The 2,044-nt window shown below is 66.5% G+C and carries 3 protein-coding genes; all 3 read right to left on the reverse strand.

What is annotated here, in order from left to right; genetic code table 11:
* Positions 1 to 870: tRNA pseudouridine(55) synthase TruB (truB, locus tag VLA96_11475; GenBank protein ID HSE49820.1), on the reverse strand; the 870-nt coding region annotated here is incomplete at its 3' end.
* On the reverse strand, positions 860 to 1,276 hold the full coding sequence (gene rbfA / locus VLA96_11480; GenBank protein HSE49821.1) for a 30S ribosome-binding factor RbfA: 417 nt from the start codon (positions 1,274 to 1,276) through the stop codon (positions 860 to 862). The genes rbfA and truB, both read right to left, overlap by 11 nt.
* A 261-nt stretch (positions 1,277 to 1,537) precedes the next feature.
* Positions 1,538 to 2,044 (reverse strand): EF-Tu/IF-2/RF-3 family GTPase (locus VLA96_11485; protein ID HSE49822.1); only part of this gene is annotated, 507 nt, incomplete at its 5' end.

The raw sequence follows: 2,044 nt of genomic DNA on the forward strand, positions 1-2,044 counted from the left end.
GGCCACGAGCCTGCCCTCCGCCATAGCGCGGACCATGCCGCCGGGAGCAAGCTCGTAAATACGGTCGCGGTCTTGTCGGTGGAGCAATCCAACCGGCTGTCCCGACCGAAGGCGGATCGCCTCGGTGGCCGTCAAAGCCAGGGCCGGGATGTCGTCCAGCGCGGTTTCGACGGGCAAAAGGTGCTCAAAAGCGGCGGGACTATGCCCCAGGGCCTTCAAAGATTCCAGCGAAATCGCCCGCGCCTCGGTGAACGGCCCGACGGCGGTGCGCCGCAGGTCCCGGATATGACCGCAAGTCCCTAGTTCCATTGCCAAATCCCGGCCCAGGGCGCGCATGTAGGCGCCCTTGCCGCTGACCACCTCGAAGGTCGCGTCATCGGCGGTCGGGCGCGCCAGCAGCCGGATGGAATGGATGAGGACCTGGCGCGCCTCGAGTTCCACCAGCTCCCCGGCGCGGGCCAAATCGTAGGCGCGTTCCCCCTGCACCTTGATGGCGGAAAAGGCCGGCGGCACCTGGGTGATGAGGCCGGTGAAGCTCGGCAGGATGGCGCGGATCGCCTCGTCGCTCGGCCGCTTGGCCGAGCTCTCGACCACCTCGCCCTCGGCATCGTCGGTCGCGCGCGCCTCGCCGAAGCGCAGGGTGAAGCGATAGGTCTTCGCGGCGTCCATGGCGAACGGCACGGTCTTGGTCGCCTCGCCCAGCGCGATCGGCAGGATGCCCGACGCCAGCGGGTCGAGCGTGCCGGCGTGACCCGCCTTCTGCGCATCGAAAATGCGCTTCACGATGTTGACCGCCTGGGTCGAGGCGAGGTCGACCGGCTTGTCCAGGATCAGCCAGCCGTCGACCTTGCCGCCGCGCTTACGCTTCATCGTCCTCATCCTTCCCGGACTTGAGATCGCGGGCGACCGCGGGGTCGTGCAGGATGCGTTCGATCCTGCTCGCTTCCTCGAAGGTCTCGTCGGCGCGGAAACGGATGGTCGGCGTGAACTGCATGTTCACCGCCCGCCCGAGTTCGCCGCGGAAATAGCCGGCGGCGCGGTTCATCGCTTCCACCACCTTCACCGTATCGGTGCCGCCCAGCGGCAGGACGAAGGCCGTGGCGTTGCGCAGGTCCGGGCTGACGCGGACCTCCGTCACGGTGATGATCTTTCCGTGCAGGTCGGGATCGGCGAGATGGTTGTCGCGCAGGATCTCGGAGAGCGCGTGGCGCATCTCCTCGCCCACCCGCAACTGCCTCTGCCCCGCCGGCGCCGATGATTTCTTCTTGCGAGCCATGGTCTCGAAACTTCTGTCCACTCTTCCGATATATTCCCTTCCCCCCTTGTGGGGGAAGGTTGCGCAGGCTTAGCGAGGCGCAGCCGAGCTTAGCCGGAGCTGGATGGGGGGAAGCGCGCCGTCAGGCGCGCAGCGCGTCAGCGCTAATCGTCGGGAACATTGCACTGCATCACCCCCCATCCCAACCTTCCCCCACAAGGGGGGGAAGGGGCTAGCGGGTTCGACCGTTCGGCTCGAGTTTCATCTGGAGAAGCGACGACCTTACGCCAGCGCGCGGGCGACTTCTTCGACCTCGAAGCACTCGATGATGTCGCCCTTCTCGATGTTGTCGTAGTTCTCGAACGCCATGCCGCACTCGAAGCCTTCCTTGACCTCGCGCACCTCGTCCTTGAAGCGCTTGAGCGTCTTGAGGCTGCCTTCGTGGATCACCACGCTGTCGCGCAGCAGGCGCACCCTGGCGCCGCGCTTGACGACGCCTTCCACCACCATGCAGCCGGCAACCTTGCCGACCTTGGTGATGTTGAAGACCTCGCGGATCTCCGCGTTGCCCAGGAACTTCTCGCGCAGGGTCGGCGCCAGCATGCCGGAGAGCGCCGCCTTCACGTCATCCACCACGTTGTAGATGATCGAGTAGTAGCGGATGTCGATATGGTCGCGCCGCGCCAGCTCGCGCGCCTGCGGGTTGGCGCGCACGTTGAAGCCGATGATCATGCCGCCCGAGGCGCGCGCCAGCGTCACGTCGCTCTCGTTGATGCCGCCGACCGCGGC

It is taken from the genome of Terriglobales bacterium, from assembly GCA_035457425.1.
In the GTDB taxonomy this organism is placed as follows: Bacteria; Acidobacteriota; Terriglobia; order Terriglobales; family Acidobacteriaceae; genus JACPNR01.

Coding starts and splice junctions, on each gene's coding strand:
- rbfA (HSE49821.1), bottom strand. CDS start 1,276: ATGGCTCGCAAGAAGAAATCATCGGCGCCGGCGGGGCAGAGGCAGTTG.